This window comes from Enterococcus sp. AZ063, from assembly GCF_051715045.1.
GTDB lineage: Bacteria > Bacillota > Bacilli > Lactobacillales > Enterococcaceae > Enterococcus_D > Enterococcus_D casseliflavus.
The window spans coordinates 559721-576271 of sequence record NZ_JBIOTA010000001.1 but is presented as its reverse complement, the minus strand read 5'-3'; the positions used below and the strand labels follow the sequence as shown (position 1 = coordinate 576271).

Below are 16551 nucleotides of genomic sequence, written 5' to 3'. Positions count from 1 at the left end.
CACTCAATTGACGCCCCACTTTCCTGAACCGGTCATTCGCCAAGTGAAAGAAAAAGAGGAATTTCATGCAGTTCATCAGCTGCTGCTGTCGGATCGCGGTGATGAGTTTGAAAAGCAAGAACGCTTTACTTGTCTGCTTCACGACCTGCTTGTTCAGTATGCGGATTTCACCCACGAACAAACGGACCCGGTGTCAAATAAAGCCGCAACGGCAAAAGCCTATATCGATCAACATTATGCCGAAAAATTGTCCTTGAGTGAATTAAGTGACGTTCTTGGAATGAATCAGTACGTCTTGATTCGGCAGTTTACCAAAGCGTATGGGCTGTCGCCGTTTCAATATTTAAGTACGGTGCGCATCAGTGCTGCCAAGAAAAGACTAGAAGCACAAGAAGCAATTGCAGAAGTCGCTTTTCTGACAGGTTTTAGTGACCAAAGTCATTTTACCCGTATCTTTAAAAGCTTGATTGGGGTCACCCCGAAAGCTTACCAAACAATTTACCAAGAAGATGGAGTGAGAACGTATGAATAACCAAGAAAAATGTGTCATGATTATCGATGAACAATTACCGATTGGCTTAGTTGCAAATACTGCAGCAATTTTAGGCGCAACCTTAGGCAAATTGTTTCCCGAAGGAATCGGAGAGGATATTTACGATTCGACGGGCAGAAAACACCTTGGCATTGTCAACTTTCCCATTCCTATCTTAAAAACGAACAAGGAACAGTTGCAGACCATTCGTGAATCGATCAGTCAACAAGCAGATCCAGAAGTAACCATCATTGATTTTTCCGACGTTGCTCAGACCACCAATTCTTATGAGCAATACCGCCAGACGCTTGAGACGATTCCCACAGAAACACTGGCTTATTTTGGTCTTTGTTTAAAAGGCAAGAAAAAGAGTATCAATAAAGTCGCTGGCAGCTTACCGTTGTATCGGTAAAGCGCTAATAAGAAAACGGTCGTTTAAAACAAGTTGTCTTTTTGTCGGCCGAACAGTCTTCTTGCTATATACGTTTTTTATAAACAGTCCTATAAAAAAACAAACACTTTTGAGGTGTTTGTTTTTTTGTAAGAGATTTTCTAGCATACATTTTCTTGCTCTTTGATTTTGACAAGATCAATTGAAAAATAAACTACTCTCCTTGATAAATATTCAGCCCCACTTCAGTATCTTCTACACAACTGTTCGCTGGTGCTTTAACAATCAGAAAAAGAAAGTAAAAGTCTCCCACACAAGCAGCGGCATGTGCGGCAGCAATCAAGGTAAAAAGAGATACCGTCAACCAGCCAAATAAATAAAATAGAAAGAGACCCACAGAAATGCCAAGGAATGGCGCCAATAAAATGATGGCAAATTTCCCTTTTGAATAAAAGGAATGGGGACTCGTGGCATATGCTACGCCATTTTTGAACCCAAACTTTACCTTCCCTTTAGGGTCAAAAAGCTTGAAGAAGGCACCATGGATCAATTCATGAATAATGATGAGAATAAAATATGCAACCATTAAGATCAAAAGATCGAAAATAAACGAAGTTTCAGCATTTGACCCATGACCACCTAAGACAAAGAGTGTAAAGAACACATAGAAAAAAATAAAACTAGGAATCGCCGCGAGATTCAATCTCTTTATTGTTTTTTTATCATCCATCAAATTGATTTGTTTGAGTAATTTCATCGCTGTTCTCCTCTTCTTTTTGTCATTCTTCTTAGTACATGATTTCTATGAATTCCCTTTACCCAACCAATAAGAGCAGCAAACACAAAACCAGTGCCGTTAAAACGAAGAGGAAATTGATCATCTCTGGCGCACTTTCAAACCTTCTCTTTAATGGCGGAAAACGAAAACTTGGATTCATGCTTTTCGTTTGGTAGTCCACGCTGCTTGATAAAAAGCTGTCGGAAGGGATCATAAACACTAAAAGAACGCCATAAATAATGGAGGCAGGAATCAGGAGTGAGCATTTGGCTAGGTAGCCAATCAGTAGACTCACGATCAAAGGAATAGCTACGTACAAAACACTTTGGTACAGTATTCGCCGAATTGGTTTCATGGGGAAGTCTCCTTAGTCAGTAATCGTTACGCACAGGTACAAAATAATTTTATTTACTTATCAAATAAATATACCATTGCTTTTAAAGACTGTAAACACGCCAGAAAACCAAGTCGATGCTGCCAAGCGCGACTGCCCAATGCTTGGTGCAAAAAAAGAAGTGGTTTCTTCCCACTTCTTAAAAAGCACTCTACTTGTTTTTTCCCTTCAATTAACCTCTCAAGATAATCGGTAAACCGTTATACTTACCAGATTGCTTCCTCTCTTCCTTTTGAAAAAGCTACGACGCTGGACAAAGAAGCCTGCGAACCTTGTCTCTTTATTAAAATTTCTTCTGAAAAGCATTCGTCTAAAAAAATCATACGACCTTGTCTTTCCTTTTGGTTTTTTACAACACCTGATCTACTTGAGAAAAGACTGCGAAACCTTCTTTAGAAAAGCAAACGTCTCAAGAAAAAATAATCGTGCGGTTTCTGCCCTTCCTTTTGGCTTCGTACAATGCTTGATCTGCTTGGTAAAAGGTTTCTGAAATGTCTAACGCAGAGGCTGCTTCTGAAATCCCTGCCGAAAAGTAAAGGGTCAGTTGGGCGGTTTCTAATTTCAACTGTTCATTGCTTAAAAACAAATGGAATTCTTCAATAATTTTTTTCACAGCATCAGAAGTATTCTCTTTAAATAGGACTAAAAATTCTTCGCCGCCATATCGATAGACTTCGACTAAATGGGAAGGACTTTTCTGGTAGAGAAACGTCATCAGTTTTTCCGAAAAGAACGATAGGGCTTGATTGCCGATTTGATGTCCATGGTGATCATTGATGCGCTTAAAATGATCTAAATCCATCATCACCACGACGAGCTGGTCCTTCTCAAGTAGCGCCAGCTTTGAAATATCCTCGTTCAGACTGCGGAAATTTTTCACCTTGGTCAACTCATCATAATTGCGTTCAATGATTTTTGTGTTGATTTTTTCCAGGAAATTTTTTTGATTCTGCAAATAATACTTCCATAAAGAAACGATCCCCACAGATCCAATGCCTAAAGACACTACATCCCAAACGCTAATTTCGCGGCGATAAAAAAGCAAGGCGTTGAGCATCGGCGAGACAACCGTAACGAAAATCGAAAATAGGTAAAATGCCGTGTGATTTGGTTGTCCATAAAATCTTTTCTTTAATAAGCCCGTAACGATTAAAATGATGTAATTTAATCCGATAATAAAGAGCATGGCTTCCCATTCAAATTTATTGATCAATGCAAAAAAGGTCAGCAAAATGACGGGTACTAACCCAACCAGATAGATTTTTTCTTTGAGAATGCCAAAATAATAAATAAAGATTGGAATCGTATATTCATACGCAACATAACCGATACTGTTCAAAGAAAATGATATAATAAAGTAGACTTGCGAAATAAACAAAACAATACCAATAAGAATTTTAAACGACAGGCGTAAATTCAATTCTTTGAAGTTCTTGATAAACAAATCATACGAAATGAGCAAGCTCACGACTAACACAGAATAGATCGCAGCATAAATCAGATGGACAAACACACTACTCCTTCTTTCTTTCATAGATTTTTCTTTAAAATCGTTCGCCCATGATTTTGAAAGGCTCGATTCTTTAACGATGCAGCGCACGAAATAAGCTTTTTTCCTGCACTTCATGAAACCAAAAATAAAGCGACCCCAGAAAGGAGCAGAAACCAATGTCTGAGAAAATAGAACAAGAACTCTTATCGATATTTCCCCAATTATATTTTGATGCCCAGCCTATCTTTCAAATGAAAGCAGATAGTCAGAAAGTGATTGGCTACGAATTATTATTGAGAAGTACCGAAAGAAATAGGTTTCCCCTTTCCTTCTTCCAGCAAGTGATCAAATACAAAAAATTACATACTCGTTTACTGCAGTGGTATCGAAATGAAATTTTCAGCTTGCTTCATCCGAACGAAGAAACAAAAATCAGTCTCAATATCCACCCGCAACAACTCAGCTACCCAGAAACCTTTTTGATGTTAGCTGATTTAGCTCCCTACCATGATCGTATTTTGATTGAGATCACCGAAGACGATACAGAACCTTCTATCGCTTGTGATCCCAAGTCCTTTCTTATGAACAAAATCAACCAAATAAAAAAGATGCGCTTCTCTGTCGCATTGGATGATGTAGGGACAGGCATTCATTCACTGACAAATATTGCACCGATGCTGGATAAAATCGATGTGATCAAGTTTTCGCCTATCTCGTTGCGAGTGCTGTCCCAAAAAGAGATTTTCTTTTTGATCGACTTCTGGCGAAATATCGCCAGCAATCGTAAAATCCAATTTATTGTCGAAGGGGTCGAAACCTCGGATATCCATGAGTACCTGCTTGAAGAAGAGATTTTTCTTCAACAAGGGTTTTATTTGGACAAACCTGCCCCAGCTGATCAATTAAAGCGAAAAAAATAGTCCTCGCGTCGTTTATTTTTCTCATTATACGCGATCAAAAATAAACGATTATTAAAAAAATGAACAGATGCCCTTCAAATATAACACAAATAATTTTATTTGCAGAATTTTTGCTGATTCGGCATCGTTTAAACGGTGATTTCACATGAGAGAAAGTAGAAATCAAAGAAAAGACCTTTTTTTGATAGGTGAATAGACAAAAAGCATTCAAGAAGTCAATTCCTGAATGCTTTTTGTCTATTCACTCTTTTTTCGATACACCCCTTCTATTTCAATCGCTCACCTTCCCTAATTGCAAAAGTATTAAAAATAGTCATCACTTCTTACCTACTCGTCTTGCTAGAAGTGATGCCTACCATTCCCTCTTTGATTCATCTCACATTGAAAACCAGAGAATGTTTCGCTTTTGTTCCTAGATTGTAACCACACAGTTCTTTTAGATAAAAGCGGTAATCATTTTCAACGATTCGAATGATCTCATTGTCGGAAAAATCGTCGAATCGCATCATTTCTGTGACTAAGACCAGTTTGGCGTCGATGCCCAAAATATCTGGGGTGATCGCCCAAAATGTTTCTGGTGAAATGGCTGCTACCAATTCATCAAGGAGTGCCAATTGCTTTTCAACATACGCCGCTAAATCGCCATTGGCGCGGTGTGACTCCGCAAATTTCTTTTGAAATCCATCAAGGTATTCTGTTTTTGAAGTAAATACCGTCATGCTTTTTTACTCCTTTCTTTGAGGGGAACAAGCCCCGTTATTTTCTTCCTAAAGCTCAGCTTGTTCTTCTAGTTATTCATTCACTATTTTTTCTAGCTGCTGAAAAATCACCCAGGTACAGGCGTCAATGCAGAATATCCAGCAATCCTCTGACCAACTGCTTGTAATGCTCTTTTTGATCTTTTGCTCCATTTTCTGCCTTGATTGACAGACTTTGCTCAATGGCTGCTTGAGGAATCAGCAGATGGGTGTTTAAGCTTGAGATAAAGGAGACACATTCTTCTAATAATTGATACTCTTTTTGCAGGTTGCTGGGTAATTTATATTTACGTAATGGAAATAAATAGCGAGCATTGGTTTTTATTTCTTCTATACGATCGTTTTCTAGTAAGTAACGCATGGTATCGAGTTGTTTTCCTTGATGATATGGGCAAGTATCTGCACTCAGCAGATGGGTATAGTACCCGATGTATTCACTATTTATGATGGTTCTTTCAAACGCTTCTTTCTTGATTTTCATCTTCTGTATCCTTCTTTCAAAGCTATCACTGACCTCACTTATACAGCGTTTGTGGTATCACTAAGTACTGTTTCTTCTTTTGGTCCATTTTTTGTTAAATCTTTCATCAAAAAAAGAGAAACTGCAAGTTTTCCCCACAGTTTCTCCTATACGCTTCTAGCGATGCCTATAGTTAAGGAGCGACGCTTTCACCGTGTTTCTTTTTTCTTGTTACTGCGACGACAAACAGTACTAGGAGTGTATACCCAAGAATGATCAAACTGCTTGTGTTTGATGAACCTGTTTGTGGTAATTTTCCTTGTCCGATTTGAGAACCATCTGCTACGATCGTTTTCTTATTGTCATCGTCTGCTTCTTCCTCTTGCGTCACCGTTTCACCGATTCGACCGGTCACAGAGACTTGCCCTGTCGTCGCCTCTGCGACGCTGGTTTCCGATAGATCCCAGACAGTCAGAGTCAGTAACACAGCGACGAAAAGAACGATTCGTTTTCGTTTTTTCATACGATAGATCCCTTCTTTACTGGGATTTCAATTCTTAGTCTTCCTCTACATCCGGCGCAAAGCTCAAGACCAATTTGAAACTTGGATTTGATTCTTCTGATGCATCGGTCGGTGTTGCTTCACCAGTGAACGCAAACGTGCCTTCATTCGTACCTTGGTTGCCTTCAAGGGTAAATAATTCTGTTTCTGCTACGGTTGGTGTGCCATTTTCAAACAACTCGATACCATTTACGTTTAACAAGTCTACTTCATCCATATTCAATGGTGTATCGACACCCGCAACAGAAGCGATTACACCAACTGCTGAGTTATTTGTCACAGTGTAGCTAGGTGAAACGATCTCTTTGTGGCTTGACTCTTCTGTCGTATAGAACAAAGCAGTCGTTGGAATCGTCACATTGATCCATTGGTTCAAATCGTCGGGATTTGGTCCAGGGGTTGTGTTATCGAATGATCCGATGATCCCGTTTACTTGGACATCTCCTGACGTATCGCCTTCACGTCCGTCAATGGTTTGTGTCGCAAAAGCGGTGGTGCCGCTTGCGATTACTCCTGCGATCGTTGCTGTACTTAGAATAGCTGCTACAAATTTTTTCATTTTTATTTCCTCACTTTTCCTTTTTTTAATTCTTAACGATAATCGTTAATTCAGCTTCAGTGACCCCTTGTTTTTCTTTGCTTTCAGGGTCGTAAATATTGATGGTGGCTTTGGCAGGATACTCGCCTTTTGCCAATGGTGTCGCCAAGGCGACATTTTCAACAAATTGATTTGGATAGATCGCACCGGAAGAATAGATGACTTCCCCGCTCGACAGTAAAGAGATGTCCACGGCGATTGGGTACACATTGGTGCCTGGATTAACGATCTCGATGGATCCCGTGCTTTGACCATCTTCAAAAATGGCTTCTGGATTGATTTGCAGGGTGAAATAATTCGCATCTGCAATTTCCTGCGCCCGTTCAGAAACCCGCTGATCGGTGGCATCGCCAGATTCTGGCAACAGGTCGGCACTGATCAAAGGGACTGCTGCTTTTGATTGGTAAAAGTAGTACCCGATCCCACCGATAAGTACTAGCAACAGCAACAACCACAAGATCCATTTCCGTCGATCCTTCGTTTCGATTTGATTCGTTTGCTCCAATGGATTCACCTCCTTCACGTTTGGTACGATCTTTTTTCTTTAATCTCGTGGGACAAAGCGTAAGACGATGCGATACTTCGGTACGAGCAAGTCTTCATAGTACCCACCTTGGTCGGCTTCTGTATCAACGATCCATTGGGGATAGTCTCCATAGAAGTCCCCCGTTAAGGAAATCGGCACGCGGCTTCTTTCTTCTAGGCGAACCAAGTGTTGTTCCTCCATCGCTTCATAGAGTTGGATCTGTGTTTCTTCCGTTTTTAGATTCAATCGCAACAGCGGGGTTGAGATATCGTCATAGGTCAGGGTTGGGTCTTCTTCTTCGCTTTCACTTTCGGCATAGTCGAGAGGATCTTCTCCCGCTTCTAATAAGACAATACTGGCACTATCATCGATCGCCAGTTGATTGACGTAGGTATCCACGGCAAGTGGCGATTGATTGCGGATCTCATACGTTTGGCTTTCAAAATTACGATTCGATTCCGCTGTATTGTACAAGGATTCGAAGACCATTTTGGTTGGGATCGTCACTCGCATATGCTCCAGTTTCGATGTCACATCGATACCGATAGCCATCTGGTAGGCTTTATTCCCCACCTCAAGAACAGCAAAGTAGCTGCCGTCTTCGTCCACTTCTCGTGTAAGATCCGTTTCTACGATGCGAAAGTCATCCGTCATATCCGCTTCCGTCAAGACGTTTGCGGCTTGCGCACGACTTTCTTGAAGGATCAAAGCATCCAATGCCTCTTTTGTAGGTAACTCGTTGATCTTATAACGATCTAAGGTGATATTGTACGCTTCAAGGTTTACCCCTTTGATGACGGTTTGACGAGCTGTGACATCGACATAGGTCTCAATCGACGGTTTTGATAAGAAAATCGACACTTCTGTCTCGGTTTCCAATCGTTCATTTTCTCTTAGTGGAATACGGAAATAGCGATACAGCTGATTTTCATCACGATAGTCGCCCCATTCGATTCGTTCAGAGTTTTTGTCTAATTCGACGAGTTCTCCGTCAGTATTGGTATAGGAGATCACTGTGATATCGGTATCCTCGTACATAGAACCAGTGATTTCAGTCGACTGATCACTCAATGCATCAATTCGGGCAACGAGGCCTTCTGGTTCTGAAAAACGAATTTTATTGTAATTATTTTTCGCAATCACTTGATAAATATCTGTTTGTGTTTCAAGACTTTCTAAGGAACCATCGAATTGTTCGCCACTCAGCAATCTGGAACGTGCTTCGCCATTTCCTGTGCCTCCATAGGGGAAGGTATTGCCACCATTTCGATTGATTCGCATCGTTCCTGAAATATTGATAAATTCTTCCGTTGGTGCCTCTAAAGAAGCATTTTCCCAAACTGATAGTTTTTGACTCGCCACATTGATTCGCAAACCATTCGCAACCGTATTTTGTGCGGAGCGGATCAAACGCTGCAATTGCGCATTGGCTTGACCAGTTCTTGTCGTAGGGTGACTAATTTCAAACAAATTCACATTGTTTATATTCAATCGTGCATTGGCTAGTCTGAAATAAAGAACTTCAGATTTATTTCTTATGGTTTCTAATACAACCGTAGCGTCTTCTTCTGCGGAAAATGAATTACGGACATTGACTAGTGGTCGATTGATAAATTCTGCTGATGTCCCCATGCCTGTTCGATTATCAGTCATGAAAAAATTAGCTCTGGCCCCTACCATGATGTTCGCAAATGAATTCGAATGATTGCTTGAGGCATTCCCTCCCGCTTGCGTATTTAATCCTCTCGCAACCCCTTTAAAGGTCGCGTCATCATTGAGAATGAAATTAGAGGAAGTCGTGACTCTAAAGATTCCTCCAGATTGATCCACGTCAAGGGTAGCTCCTTTGCCAATCCAAACAAATGAATTACTAGCCGTCAACCATATAAAGCGGGAATCTGAAGTCGTTCGATCTCTTCTTGACGTCATGGTGGCATTGTCTTGCAATTCCACTCTTTGTGACACTCGGATTCTGGCGTAATTTTGACTTGTAGCTGAATTTTGAATCGCCGTCGTTGTTGGCTCTGTCAAATGAACTTCAGCATGTTGTCCCAGCGTAACGGAACGAACAGTGGTGTTTCCTGTCATTCCCCTCGCTGCGTTGATTCTCGTATAGGAATTTTCGCCAAATAGCAGATCCGTCGTTCCGACGCCTTGTAAAAATCGTCCCCCCGTATCAACTTCGACTTTACTTGCTTCTTCCATCGTAAATTTCGAGTTCGCCAAGGTTAAACGAAAGACCGCTCGTGCTGCTTGTCGTGTAGTATGATTGACCGTTACTTTCGCTTCACGTCCAAGTTTGATTTCTTCTCTAAAGCGGAAAAAATCAACATTTGCATTGCTTCGTCCAGAAACGGTGATTTCAGAGTGATCGCCCACATGCAACCTGCGAATGGTTGAAGAAGCAGCAGATGAGGTACCGCCGGTAAAGCCTTGTGCGGTTTGTAGGCTGATCGTATTTGCTTCACCAATATAGATATCTGTTGTGCTGCGACCAGTAACCAATGGTCCTACTTGATTAAGGGTGATAGTTGCATTTGCTTCTGATAGAAATTGGGATGCCGCCGACGTTGAACCCAATGCAATGAAAGGATTGGCGGCCGATGACGTGCGAGAATAGTTGATCGTCGCTTTTTCTCCTAGAAAGAAGCGTCGTTGCACGGAAAACGCATTGGCTGCTGCACTCGTTGAATGTTCAGCAATCGTGATTTCAGCCCCTTCAAGCAGCTCAAATTGATCGACCATCGTTCCAGCGGTGAAGCCATGACCTAACACACCAGTAAGTTTCGCGTATTTCCCTAAAGTTACCTGAGCCAAGCTTGCGTTGACGAACGCCCCACGCTGATTCACAGCTATTTCTGAATAGTCACCAATGGTGATTTTTCCGTTGCTCGATGCTAAACCGATGACGACATTCGATGTACTTGCTGAAGAGGTCGTTCGCGTTCTCGGTACGTCAATTGTTGTATGACTGCCGATTTGAACCGAAGACGTTGCGAAAAAGGTACGATACGCTTGACCAACAGTAGCATTACTAGGTTCACTGATGGCTATTTCCACCTGATCACCAATCGAAATACTGTCGACGGCTATATTGCCATTAAATCCGTTGCTATGCTGATTGTTCATTTTCACGTGGTCTTGGATCACGATCGTGGAACTCGCCACACCTGTAAACATCGGTCCATGCTGCGAGATCTTGGTTTGTGTGTGCTCCCCCAAATCGATGGCAGAATTCGCACTTCGAAGTTGAATAAATGCCTCGGTCGTTGTGCCCGTCCGCGTTCCTTCAATGATGGTAGGTTGGTCTGCGGTACTATTTTCAACGATGAAGCGGCGTCCGACATTGATGGCGGGTGTCGTACTGACTGTTCCATACTCAGATAGCTTTAACTGACTACCTGCTTGTAACCGTATCTCTCCTAACGTACTGGTGGAGTTCCCAGAAAGCCCTTGTCCTGTGCCGACGTCCAGAGTTGCCCCTGTAGCTAACGTCAATCGGCTGTCTTGATTGGCATTTGGCAAGGAGACCATTGCACCAGATTGGCGAATCGTGGTCACACTTCCTTGACCAAAATCAAGGCTTGCTGCGGTACCCGTCATGTGAAAGACGGTGCCAGTATTGCTGTTGGTACTGCGAGTGACAGAAATTTCAGCTTGGCTAGCGACTGCTACTTGGTTCATTTCAAAAATCGGTGTGGCATTTGAGGAGCGATGATTGATCGTCAATTGCCCTTCAACCAAAAGCCTTTCCGCCGTGAACAAGGTTGGAATGGAAGACGTCGCTGTCGTCACCACATTGGTTCCTTTGAAATGAAGTTGTGCTTGGTTGTTATTCACCACGCGTCCTGCGGTAGTGGTCAGCTCCAGTTGGGTATCTTCAAAAGTGATCGTTGATGCCCCAGTTGTTTGAGCCAGCCCTTGCGCTGACTGGATGCCTTGTTGCTGCACCCCTTGCCAAGTCAGTTGAACAGGTGCTGCAAACTGCATCAGGTTCTCGGCTGCCGTCTGTGAAACGATCACAGGTGTTTCTTGACTACGAAAGGTAACGTGCGTCCGTTGGATCCCACTGATTGGCTCAGTTAATGCCAAGTTGCTGGCAAAAGTAAGCACTAGCGATTGCTCATTGGCGATTTCTTCGTAACGATACTCCGTGCCCTCTTCATCGGTGAAGGGTTCCCCAAGTAAAATTGCCCGCAATTGCGCCTCACTTGCTACAGTCAGTGGGATGGTTGCAGCTTCTGCATCGAACCCTTCGACTTGCTCGTTTTCAGATTCTGGCTCCTCTTCATCTTCTGAGCTGTCTGGCGTTTCTGCTTCGGGCAGTGCTTCAGTTTCTTCTACTTCTTCTTGGCTAGCGATCGTTGAATCATCGGTGGCTTCCGAAGAGGTTGTTTGTTCCTCGCTGCTTTGCTCGGTTGACTCTTGCGTTTCCGATTGATCAGCAGAATTATTGGTTTCCTCCCCAGAAGATTGTTGCGTCCCTTCAGAAAGTGACTCTGTTTCTGCATAAGCAACTTGCTGGAACGCCATCGTCGTGTTGACGCCCGTGCTGCTCAGTAGTAATACGGCCGAAAACAATGTAAGTAATTTCATCATATCCTCCTTTCTTCAAGTCTTTGTTGCGTTAAGAAAGCTGAAAACTAGGGAATAGCTCCTTGCTTTTTCACGCAAAGCTGTCTCAATATTCTTCGTTTTTGAGGGAACGACAAAAAAAGACATTTTGATGAATCAAATGTCTGGAGAAAGTTGTTAGATTAAGTTTTCATAAAATAATAACTACATACGAGTTCTGGATTCTTAAAAACGAAGGTTATTGGGACAAATTATTTGTAAGTATGACACGCGTGTTCCTTACTAAACTAAGAATAGCGTGCTCGTTTCTCAAAGGAAAATCATTATTTTCATAAACACCTGAAATAGATGAATAAATAACATACCTATTTAAACGCGAGAACAGCACAGCAATTGGTTTAGAAGAGCGGTTTTTGATAGGGATTTATTTTCCTTTCGAGGTGTTCCCAATCGCGATCATCCGGGAGAGATTTTAACAATAAGTAATCTGTTTTGACTTTATAATCAACGAGGTAGCGATTGTAATTGGTCACGATCAAATCGATATGGGCAGCATGAAGCGTATGTTTTGTTAAATATTGCAGTTGAACAAACGTCAATTTATGCTTTCTGCCAAATCGCTGGATCGCTCTTGTTTGGATATGCTGGCACACAAAATGATCCCCTTCTAAGAGGAAATAAATGGATTTTGCTGGTGCATAATAATCGAAAATCAGCTCGCTATAAATCGTTAAACTGACACAGATGTCTTCTAAGTAGGCAGTAGACAAAGAGAGTTTTTTGCTCTGCTCCTTAAGAAATTGTAAGTTCTTTTGGTAACTCTCGCTGTTGGAACGCATGATCACCTCTTTGATATCATCCATTTCCTTGTTCAAAACCGGCGCAATCGCATGGTTAATTTTTCTCGATAAAAAGAAAGAACGTAAAAATGTCGCAACCGTTTTGGCTTGTACTTGGGGCACCTCATGGTTTTGAAGAAACAAGTCCGTCACAGTTGTGATGGCTTTGCCTTGATGAAATTGTTGGTAGAACTTTTCCTCTCGTTCTTCTTGATCCAAGGTTCGCTTGCACAAGGTGACTAAGTAGATCCAAGCGAATTCTTCTTTGGGCAGCTGAACCTGATAGATTTTTTCAATGCCTTCCTTCAGTGCGTAGAGCTTGGAAAAACTGTTCCCTTTATACGCCTGTCTAACGAGTTCCTTCGGCACAGTGATACGATAGCCGAGGCTCGCACGCTTGATGGCAATATAAAACGTGTAGTAAAACGCTGCGGGAGTCGCCCCAGACCCGATTTCATAATAGCCGAACTTGTCCTCCAATTGACCTAAGATCAAGTCATGCAAGGCTTGATCTGGAACCAACGTATAGATCGTTTCCACACCTTCGTAATAAAAATCTTTGAAAAACTTACGCAAGTTGGCTTCGCTTCCTTCAATCGTTAAGGGATTAGATGCCCACTGCAAGCCATAGCTTTTTAAAATAGGGTTTCGCTGATTGAGTAGACGCCGAAAAGTACTCTCTGAAAAATGATAATGATGTGCCAGCTCATCCACCTTAGATAGTTTGCCATGAAAAATATTCCCGATAATTTCAAATAAGCATTCATTTTTTAACAAGCTTTGCTTTCTTTTTTGATAGTCTGCTGGCTTTTTCTCTTCGAAAACAAACCCGCTATTGCCCGAAACGAGGGCAATACTGTCCCCAAAATATTCTTTCATGTATTTGATATCATTGGCAATCGTTCGTTGCGTCACCTGATTGCGCTCTGCTAAGTCGCCAATCGTGAACACACGGTCTCGCTCAATCGTACTCAGCAGCCGAAACAAGCGCGCGGTCGTACGGTTGCTAATGAAGGCCAATTGCAACTCTCTCATTCATCCCACTCCTTTTTTCAAGAAATTCTTTTCTATACTATTACATAAATAGCACACTATTTGGTAATTAAATACTCAAATTTATATATTTTTAACCAAAAAACCTACTAAAAATGAAAAAAATAGCGGGCAGAAATTCACTTTTTAGACTTATCATTTTCTTTTTTGCTGGAGGAAAAAGAAAAAAAGCCGCAAGCAGCGCTCGATGAAAGAGCTGCTTGCGGCTATTTTGGTTTTCTCATTAAAATAAATACCGGGCTGTAATCGAGGACTGGCACTCGATCAGTTTTTCTGGAATCCCTTCGTACAACACTTCGCCACCGCGAATCCCGCCATCAATACCGACATCGATCAGCCAATCCGCTGCTTTCATGACCTCAAGGTTGTGTTCGATCACGATCACCGTGTTGCCTTTTTCCACTAGTCGTTCGATGATCGCCAAAATGCTCTTGATGTCTGCCATGTGCAATCCGGTTGTTGGTTCATCCATAATGTAGATATTGCCTTTTTTGCTTAATTCTTTTGCTAACTTCAGTCGCTGGCATTCACCACCAGACAAGGTATTCAATGGCTGTCCGAGGGTCATATATCCTAGTCCCACAGCCAAAATCTGTTTTAATTTTCTTTGGATCGCTTTTTCCTCAAAGAATTCCACCGCTTCTGTGATGCTCATGGCAAGGACTTCATCGATCGACTTGCCTTTCAAGCGATACTGGTAGACTTCTTCTTTAAACCGTTTGCCGCCGCAGGCCTGACACAAAACCTCGACGGAATCCATAAAGGACAGTTCCATCTTGATGGTACCGTGGCCTTTGCACGTTTCACAGGCGCCTTCGGAATTGTAGGAAAAAAGACCTGCTGAGACCTTGTTTTCTTGGGAAAATAACTTCCGAATGTCATTCATGATCCCAGAATAGGTCGCTGGATTGGAGCGGATATTTCCCGCCACCGCTGATTGATCGATCGTAATGGCTTCGGGGTATTCTTTAGCAAAAACCCCATTCACTAAACTGCTCTTTCCAGAACCAGCAACACCGGTCACCACTGTAAATACTCCTAATGGCACCCGCAGTGCTGTATTTTTTAAGTTATGCAGCGTCGATTTTTTCGTTTCGATAACCTGATGACTCTGGCGAGGCGCTTCTTTAAAGTCCACCATCTGACCAAATGCTTTGCCAGTCAGTGTATCTGAGCGCAGCAATCCTTCAAAGGTTCCTTCGTAGGTAATATAGCCGCCATTTTTTCCAGCTTTAGGACCAACATCGATAATATGGTCAGCTGCTTTAATGACGTCTGGATCATGCTCCACTACGATGACAGTGTTCCCTTTGTCCCGTAGTTTGACTAACAATTCATTCAATCGATGGACATCCCTTGGATGCAGCCCAATACTCGGTTCATCAAAAATGTAGATCACATCGTTCAAGCTAGAAGACAAGTGTTTGACCATTTTTACCCGCTGACTTTCCCCACCAGAAAGGGTCGTTGTTTCACGGTCTAAAGAAACATAATCCAATCCGATATTGATTAGATCAGTGATTCTCGCTTGGATGTTTTGAAGCAGTGGTTGGACACTCTCCTCCGAGATTTCTTGAAGAACCGTCAATAGTTCATCCACTTGCATCGCCAAAAAGTCCGCAATCGAATAGCCCGCGATTTTACACGCGAGTACTTGTGGATTGAATCGTTTTCCCTGACAGTCAGGACACTTCTGCTCATTCATGAAAGAAGCGATTTTCTTCTGCGTAGTAGCGGAGCTTTCATTGCCACCTTTGATATTGGAGCGATTAAAACGAGCGACTAAGCCTTCATACGTGGAACTCATGCCTTCCATATACAAGGAATCGATTTTTTCTCCTTGGGCGTACAAAAAGCGGTTCATTTCCTCTTCGCTATATTCTTTCAACGGCTTGTCATTGTCAAAAAAGCCCGTATTGGTGAAAGACTTCAGCAACCAAGAGCCGACTTTGTAGCCAGGAAGCAGGATCGCCCCTTCGTTCAAGGACTTTTCAAGATCCAGTGCTTTTTCTAAATCTAAGCCGACGATGCGCCCAATCCCTTCACAAGTGGGACACATCCCATGAGGATCATTGAAGGAGAAATTCCATGCAGGACCTAAATACGGTTGACCAAGACGAGAAAAAAGCAAGCGGATCAAGGGATTGATATCCGTGATCGTCCCTAATGTGGAGCGGGAATTGCCGCCTAAACGGCTTTGATCAACTACTACTGCCATCGAAAGATTGTCGATGGCATCCGCATCGGGCTGGCTGTATTTTGGCAAAAAGTTGCGGACAAATTTCGAAAAGTTCTCATTCAGCTGTCGGCCTGCTTCTTGGGCGATCGTGTCAAAGACGATCGATGACTTGCCTGAACCAGAGACACCCGTGAAAATCGTGATTTTTCTTTTGGGAATCTTCAAGTCAAAGCCCTTCAAATTGTTCTGCCTGGCGTTGTGGATCGTAATGTATTCCTGCATGCTATACCCTCCCAGATTCTGTTGAATTTTTTCAGTGAGCGACCATTATAGCACAAACATTCTCGCTGTTTCTCGGAATTTTGAAAAAAAACTATGTTTATTTTATGTTTTGTTCTAAATGTTGGAATAGCAAGGATAGAGGGCTTATGCGATTTTTCGATAACTATTAAAAGTGAAGATAGTCAGGCCTGATCGATATATCTTAGCGAGAG

The 16551-nt window shown here is 42.2% G+C and carries 14 protein-coding genes; 3 read left to right on the top strand and 11 right to left on the bottom strand.

Annotation, left to right across the window (positions count from 1 at the left end; translation table 11 throughout):
• The first annotated feature begins 43 nt into the window (after positions 1-43).
• On the top strand, positions 44-532 hold the full coding sequence (locus IGK61_RS02630; protein WP_254777470.1) for a helix-turn-helix domain-containing protein: 489 nt from the start codon (positions 44-46) through the stop codon (positions 530-532).
• Complete coding sequence (locus tag IGK61_RS02625; RefSeq protein WP_005232083.1) at positions 525-944, top strand: DUF2000 domain-containing protein; 420 nt, start codon at positions 525-527, stop codon at positions 942-944. The genes IGK61_RS02630 and IGK61_RS02625 overlap by 8 nt, the downstream gene beginning before the upstream one ends.
• Positions 945-1137: 193 nt before the next feature.
• On the opposite strand, the gene IGK61_RS02620 is transcribed toward IGK61_RS02625, so the two are convergent.
• The 3 genes from IGK61_RS02620 to IGK61_RS02610 all read right to left on the bottom strand — a co-directional run bounded on the left by IGK61_RS02620 (position 1138) and on the right by IGK61_RS02610 (position 3629).
• A complete protein-coding gene (locus IGK61_RS02620; protein ID WP_074536602.1) occupies positions 1138-1680 on the bottom strand; it encodes a DUF3267 domain-containing protein in 543 nt (180 codons plus the stop codon).
• Between the two features lie 58 nt (positions 1681-1738).
• Entirely contained in the window at positions 1739-2056 is a 318-nt protein-coding gene (locus IGK61_RS02615) for a hypothetical protein (RefSeq protein ID WP_074536603.1), read from the bottom strand.
• A gap of 448 nt (positions 2057-2504) precedes the next feature.
• Positions 2505-3629, bottom strand: a complete 1125-nt coding sequence (locus IGK61_RS02610) for a GGDEF domain-containing protein (protein WP_228074223.1) — start codon at positions 3627-3629, stop codon at positions 2505-2507.
• A 134-nt stretch (positions 3630-3763) separates the two neighbouring features.
• Between IGK61_RS02610 and IGK61_RS02605 the strand changes: the two genes are divergently transcribed.
• Positions 3764-4507, top strand: coding sequence for an EAL domain-containing protein (locus tag IGK61_RS02605; protein WP_010748787.1), 744 nt, complete (start codon positions 3764-3766; stop codon positions 4505-4507).
• Between the two features lie 371 nt (positions 4508-4878).
• On the opposite strand, the gene IGK61_RS02600 is transcribed toward IGK61_RS02605, so the two are convergent.
• The 8 genes from IGK61_RS02600 to IGK61_RS02565 form a co-directional block, all read right to left on the bottom strand.
• Positions 4879-5226 (bottom strand): DUF7006 family protein, encoded by a 348-nt coding sequence (locus IGK61_RS02600; protein ID WP_015508957.1) that lies wholly within the window; start codon positions 5224-5226, stop codon positions 4879-4881.
• 124 nt (positions 5227-5350) lie between these two features.
• Positions 5351-5746 (bottom strand): hypothetical protein, encoded by a 396-nt coding sequence (locus IGK61_RS02595; protein WP_074536604.1) that lies wholly within the window; start codon positions 5744-5746, stop codon positions 5351-5353.
• 172 nt (positions 5747-5918) lie between these two features.
• Positions 5919-6248: an LPXTG cell wall anchor domain-containing protein gene (locus IGK61_RS02590; RefSeq protein ID WP_016609681.1), complete on the bottom strand. Its 330-nt coding sequence runs from the start codon at positions 6246-6248 to the stop codon at positions 5919-5921.
• Between the two features lie 34 nt (positions 6249-6282).
• Positions 6283-6846: a hypothetical protein gene (locus IGK61_RS02585; RefSeq protein WP_074536605.1), complete on the bottom strand. Its 564-nt coding sequence runs from the start codon at positions 6844-6846 to the stop codon at positions 6283-6285.
• A 25-nt stretch (positions 6847-6871) separates the two neighbouring features.
• Positions 6872-7390, bottom strand: a complete 519-nt coding sequence (locus IGK61_RS02580; RefSeq protein WP_074536606.1) for a hypothetical protein — start codon at positions 7388-7390, stop codon at positions 6872-6874.
• Between the two features lie 39 nt (positions 7391-7429).
• Complete coding sequence (locus tag IGK61_RS02575) at positions 7430-12010, bottom strand: hypothetical protein (protein ID WP_074536607.1); 4581 nt, start codon at positions 12008-12010, stop codon at positions 7430-7432.
• A gap of 374 nt (positions 12011-12384) precedes the next feature.
• On the bottom strand, positions 12385-13860 hold the full coding sequence (locus IGK61_RS02570) for a helix-turn-helix domain-containing protein (protein WP_074536608.1): 1476 nt from the start codon (positions 13858-13860) through the stop codon (positions 12385-12387).
• Between the two features lie 241 nt (positions 13861-14101).
• Positions 14102-16339, bottom strand: a complete 2238-nt coding sequence (locus IGK61_RS02565; RefSeq protein WP_074536609.1) for an ATP-binding cassette domain-containing protein — start codon at positions 16337-16339, stop codon at positions 14102-14104.
• Positions 16340-16551: the final 212 nt, after the last annotated feature.